Source organism: Pseudoroseomonas cervicalis ATCC 49957 (assembly GCF_000164635.1).
Taxonomy (GTDB): domain Bacteria; phylum Pseudomonadota; class Alphaproteobacteria; order Acetobacterales; family Acetobacteraceae; genus Pseudoroseomonas; species Pseudoroseomonas cervicalis.
The window spans coordinates 31,363-36,417 of sequence record NZ_GG770780.1 but is presented as its reverse complement, the minus strand read 5'-3'; the positions used below and the strand labels follow the sequence as shown (position 1 = coordinate 36,417).

The 5,055-nt window shown below is 70.3% G+C and carries 3 protein-coding genes; all 3 read right to left on the bottom strand.

What is annotated here, in order from left to right:
- Positions 1–96: 96 nt before the first annotated feature.
- Positions 97–2,679: a leucine--tRNA ligase gene (leuS, locus tag HMPREF0731_RS13595; RefSeq protein WP_007004724.1), complete on the bottom strand. Its 2,583-nt coding sequence runs from the start codon at positions 2,677–2,679 to the stop codon at positions 97–99.
- Positions 2,680–2,863: 184 nt separating this feature from the next.
- Entirely contained in the window at positions 2,864–3,358 is a 495-nt protein-coding gene (locus HMPREF0731_RS13590; protein WP_245538329.1) for a DUF3576 domain-containing protein, read from the bottom strand.
- A 160-nt stretch (positions 3,359–3,518) separates the two neighbouring features.
- Positions 3,519–4,784, bottom strand: coding sequence for a porin (locus tag HMPREF0731_RS13585; protein WP_007004721.1), 1,266 nt, complete (start codon positions 4,782–4,784; stop codon positions 3,519–3,521).
- Between the last annotated feature and the right edge of the window lie 271 nt (positions 4,785–5,055).

Genomic DNA, 5,055 nt, shown 5'->3' with positions numbered 1-5,055 from the left:
ACCGGGCGAAAGCCGCAGCCGGACAGCGCCAGCGCCGCCGGCGCGCCCGCCAGCAGCGCCAGCAGGCGCCGCCGGGCAGGGGCCGGCCGCTCCGTCTCAGACGACGAAGTTGACGATGCGGCCTGGGACATGGATGCGCTTCCTGATGGGGCGCCCGGCGATGGCGCGCTGCACATTCTCCTCCGCCTCGGCGGCGGCGAAGATGGTCGCCTCGTCGGCGCCGACCGGCACCGAGATGGTGCCGCGCAGCTTGCCCAGCACCTGCACGGCGAGGGTGACGCTGTCGGCGCGGGCCAGATCGGCATCCGACTCCAGCCAGGGCAGGTTGGCCACCAGGCCCGCGCCGGGGCGCAGCAGGGACCACAGCTCCTCGGCCAGGTGCGGCATCATCGGGCTGACCAGGCGGGCCACCGCCTCCAGCGCCTCGCGCCGCGCCGCGCCATCGGCCTCGCCCGCCGCCTCGATGGCGTTGGCGAATTCGTGGATGCGCGCCACGGCGACATTGAACGAGAAGGTCTCCAGCGCCTCGGTGACGGCGGCGATGGTGCGGTGGGTGGCGCGGCGCAGGTCGCGGGCGGCGCCCTCGGCCGGTTCGGTGCCGGGGGCGGGCAGGGTGCCAGCCGCGCCGTTCACCAGCCGCCACAGGCGCTGGGTGAAGCGCGAGGCGCCGGAGACGCCGGATTCGGTCCACTCCATGTCCCGCTCCGGCGGGTTGTCGGAGAGGATGAACCAGCGCGCCGTGTCGGCGCCGTAATGGTCGATGATGGCGCCGGGGTCGATGGTGTTGCGCTTCGACTTCGACATCTTGTCGTTGCGCGAGACGGTGACCGGCAGGCCCGTGGCCTTGTCGGTGGCGCTGCCATCGGCCGCCACCTCCACCTCGTCCGGCGCCAGCCAGCGGCCATCCTGGGACTTGTAGGAGGCGTGCTGCACCATGCCCTGGGTGAACAGGCCGGCGAAGGGCTCGGCCGTCTCCAGCTGGCCCAGATGGTTCAGGCCGCGGGTGAAGAAGCGGGAATAGAGCAGGTGCAGGATCGCGTGCTCGATGCCGCCGATATACTGGTCCACCGGCAGCCAGCCATTGGCGGCGTCCGCCACCAGGGGCGTGCCCGCCTTCGGCGCGGTGAACCGGGCGAAGTACCAGGAGCTGTCGACGAAGGTGTCGCAGGTGTCGGTCTCGCGCAGCGCCGGCTTGCCGCAGGACGGGCAGGCGACGTGCTTCCAGGTCGGGTGGCTGTCCAGCGGATTGCCGGGCTTGGAGAAATCGACATCCTCCGGCAGCACCACCGGCAGCTGGTCCTCGGGCACCGGCTGGGTGCCGCAGGCGTCGCAATGGATGACCGGGATCGGGCAGCCCCAGTAGCGCTGGCGCGAGACGCCCCAGTCGCGCAGGCGCCAGTTGACGATGCCCTTGCCCTGGCCCTTGGCCTCCAGCGCGTCGATGGCGGCGCGCTTGCCGGCCGCCGTGGAGAGGCCGTCGAGGAAACCCGAATTGTAGAGCACGCCGTCATCGGTGTAGGCGGTCTTGCCGATGGCGAAGGTCGCGGGGTCCTCGCCGGGGGGCAGGATGACCGGCGGCACCGGCAGGCCGTATTTGCGCGCGAAGTCGAGGTCGCGCTGGTCGCCGGAGGGGCAGCCGAAGATGGCGCCCGTGCCGTATTCCATCAGCACGAAATTGGCGATCCAGACCGGATAGGTGGCGCCCTCGATGAAGGGGTGCTTCACCCGCAGCCCGGTGTCGATGCCGCGCTTCTCGGCCTGCTCGATGGCGGCTTCCGAGGTGCCGAGGGCGCGCACCTCGGCGATGAAGGCGGCGATCTCGGGGTTCTGCGCGGCGGCGGCGGCGGCCAGCGGGTGCTCGGCCGCGACCGCCAGGAAGGACATGCCGAACAGCGTGTCGGGGCGGGTGGTGAAGACCTCGACACTCTCCTGGCCCGCCACCGGCGTCGCCAGGTCGAAGCGGACGCGCGCGCCCTCGGAGCGGCCGATCCAGTTGGCCTGCATCAGCTTGACGCGCTCCGGCCAGCGGTCGAGCCCGTCCAGCGCCTCCAGCAGCTGCGGCGCGAATTTGGTGATCGAGAAGAACCACTGCGACAGCTTCTTCTTCTCGACCGGGGCGCCGGAGCGCCAGCCGCGGCCGTCGATCACCTGCTCATTGGCGAGCACGGTGTGGTCGACCGGGTCCCAGTTGACCCAGCTCTCTTTCCGCTCGACCAGCCCGCCCTTCAGGAACTGAAGGAAAAGCTTCTGCTGCTGGCCGTAATAGGCGGGGTCGCAGGTGGCGAATTCGCGGTCCCACTCGATCGACAGGCCCATGCGCTTCAGCTCGGCGCGCATGTTGGCGATGTTCTGGTAGGTCCAGGCGGCGGGGTGGGTGCCGCGCTCGCGCGCCGCGTTCTCGGCCGGCAGGCCGAAGGCGTCCCAGCCCATCGGGTGCAGCACCTGGAAGCCGCGCGCCCGCTTGTAGCGCGCCACCACGTCGCCCAGCGTGTAGTTGCGCACATGGCCCATGTGGATCTTCCCCGACGGGTAGGGGAACATCTCCAGCACGTAATACTTGGGCTTGCTGCCATCCGGCACGTCCGGGGCGGCGAAGCAGGCGCCCGCCTCCCATTCCCGCTGCCAGCGGGGCTCGGCGGAGGCGAAATCGTAACGGGCGGGGAGGGTGCTGTCGTTCATCGGGCCAGGGCGATCACTTGCGGAGGGAAGGCATAGGGTGTTGCGGCGCCGATGGGAAGGGCGCGGCCGGTCACCACCCGGCCAGGGCCTGGCCGGAGGCGGGCGCCCGGCCTGCCGCGCATGAAAAAGCCCGGGGGAAGCGCCTTCCCCCGGGCCGCATCCTCAGGCTTCGGGCCGGCGCGGCTCAGCGCGCGGCGGTCTGGCTGCGCAGCTCGCGCGCGCGGGTCAGCACCTGGTTCTCGAGGTCGGTCGCCGTCGCCTGCGCCACCGGCGCGTCGGCCCAGGTGCCGTTGCGGTTCTCCTGCCGGAACACCGAGATGCGCACCCCGTCGGAGCGGAGCTGGCGGCCCATGATGTAGGCGGTGGCGCGGAAGCGCTCGCCCGGCGTCGCCGGCGGCGAGTACCAGTCGGTGATGATGACGCCGCCGAAGGGATCGGCCGAGGAGAGCGGCAGGAAGGACAGGGTGTCGAGCGTCGCGCGCCACAGATAGGCGTTCACGCCGAGGCCGCTCTCGGCCCCCGCGCCGCCGCCGCGGTTCGAGCGGTCCGTGCCCATGATGAGCAGGCCGTCCTGCTCCCCGCTCAGCCGCCCGGCGACGCGGGCGCGGCGGGAATCGGTGTTGTATTCGTCGTTCTCGACGATTCGGCCACCGCCGCAGGCCGCCAATGCCAGGAGCATCAGGGGCGCAGCGACCAGGGGCCGGAGGATCAGCGCGGCTCGGGCACGGTGCTTCAGCATGGCGGCCACTTACGTCTCTCTGGCTGGGATAGGCAAGCGGGAAAAAAAAAGAGGGCGGCAGGTTGCCCTGCCGCCCTCCCGTCTCCGGTCCCGTGAGGGATCAGAAGGCGAAGCGGAAGCCGGTCAGGAAGACCTGGCCGTCGACCGAGTTGTTCAGGTTGTTGCGGCCGCCGGTGGCGAAGTTCACGCCCGGCTCCTTGATCTCGTAGGTGGTGTACTCGGCGATGTACTCGATGCCCGGGGCGATGCGGTAGGTGCCGCCGATGCTCCAGCCCTTGTCGGTGCGCGAACCGGTGTTGGCGACGCCGCCGACCGTGGTCTGCGAGCCAGCCGAGCGGGTCTCACCATACTGGGTGCCGATGGTGAACTGGCCCATCGTGTAGGAGGCGCCGACGTTGAAGGAGTTGTACTGGCGCTGATCGCCAGCAACCTTCAGGCGCGGGGTGAAGAAGGTGTTGCCCGCGTCGCCGAACAGGTACTGACCGCCGACCAGGAAGCCGTAGGCCGAGAGCTGCAGGCCGAAGGCGCCGACATTGATGCGGTCGGCCGAGACGCCGGTGGTGTTGGAGACGACGTCGGAGCCGATATAGGCGGCCGAGGCGCCGATGCCCACGCCGGAGAAGCTGCCGCGGTAGCGGACGGCGGCCACGACCTCGTTGCGGCGGCGGGCGATGAGCGTGTTGGTCGAGCCCAGGCGGTCGCACGAGGTGTTGCCGCTGGTGCAGCCCGACAGCGGGCCTTCGCCGGTGTTGAAGGCGAAGCTGGCGCCGAAGTCGAAGCCGGCGAACTGCGGCGACATGTAGATGATCTTGGTGTTGTCGCCAGCGTCGGACGGCTGGTTCAGGCTGGGCGAGTTGCCGGCCAGGCTGTCATAGAAGTCGCCGTCGAGGCCGCCGGTCGCGAAGTTCGCCACCTGGCCCTGGCTCATCAGGGCCCAGACGTTGTCTTCGTCACCCATGCGGACCTGGCCGAAGCTGCCGGCCACGTAGCCCCAGGCCTCGTCCAGATCCAGCGAGTTCTTGCTGGCCACGCCCGAGGTCGCCTGGCGGACGCCGTCGTTCTGGATCTCGATCGCCACACCGTAGCGCAGGCCGTTGGCGGCCTTGCCGTTGGCGACGACGTGGATCTCAACTTCCTGCTGGAAATCCGACTTGCCCTGGTTCGCCGTCGGGACGTTCAGGTAATCCTGGGTGGTGTTCGAGTAGTAGAAGCGGAAGTAGCCGCCCAGGCGGACTTCCAGGTCGCGGTGCGACATCATGGCCGGGCCGGCGGCCCGGAACGGATCGGCGCCCTGCGCCATCGCACCGGTCGAGGCCATCACAACGGCGCCGACCACGGCGGTCGTACCCAGCAGAAGCTTGCGCATCCCAAATCCTCCTCACGCGCCGACCTCGGTGGCCGGCAGGTCCCGCGGCCCCCTGTCCCCCTCGACAGGTGTCCGCCCAAGAAAAAGCGGACCGGTCAGGCCATGGCGCGGACTATGGTTCACGGGGATCGGGGCGGGCAATGCTCCGCTTGGCCGGTTCGCGACTTCATTGAAACACTGTGTCCTGGGCGCAACAGGGCGGTGATGGCGGCCAGGCCGCAGCAGGGTGGCGGCAGCCGCGCCGCGGTGCCCGCCACGATGCCGCCCAGCG

Excerpts from the sequence above, each read along its gene's own strand:
- leuS (WP_007004724.1), bottom strand. The coding sequence starts at position 2,679 with ATGAACGACAGCACCCTCCCCGCCCGTTACGATTTCGCCTCCGCCGAG.
- HMPREF0731_RS13590 (WP_245538329.1), bottom strand. The coding sequence starts at position 3,358 with ATGCTCCTGGCATTGGCGGCCTGCGGCGGTGGCCGAATCGTCGAGAAC.
- HMPREF0731_RS13585 (WP_007004721.1), bottom strand. The coding sequence starts at position 4,784 with ATGCGCAAGCTTCTGCTGGGTACGACCGCCGTGGTCGGCGCCGTTGTG.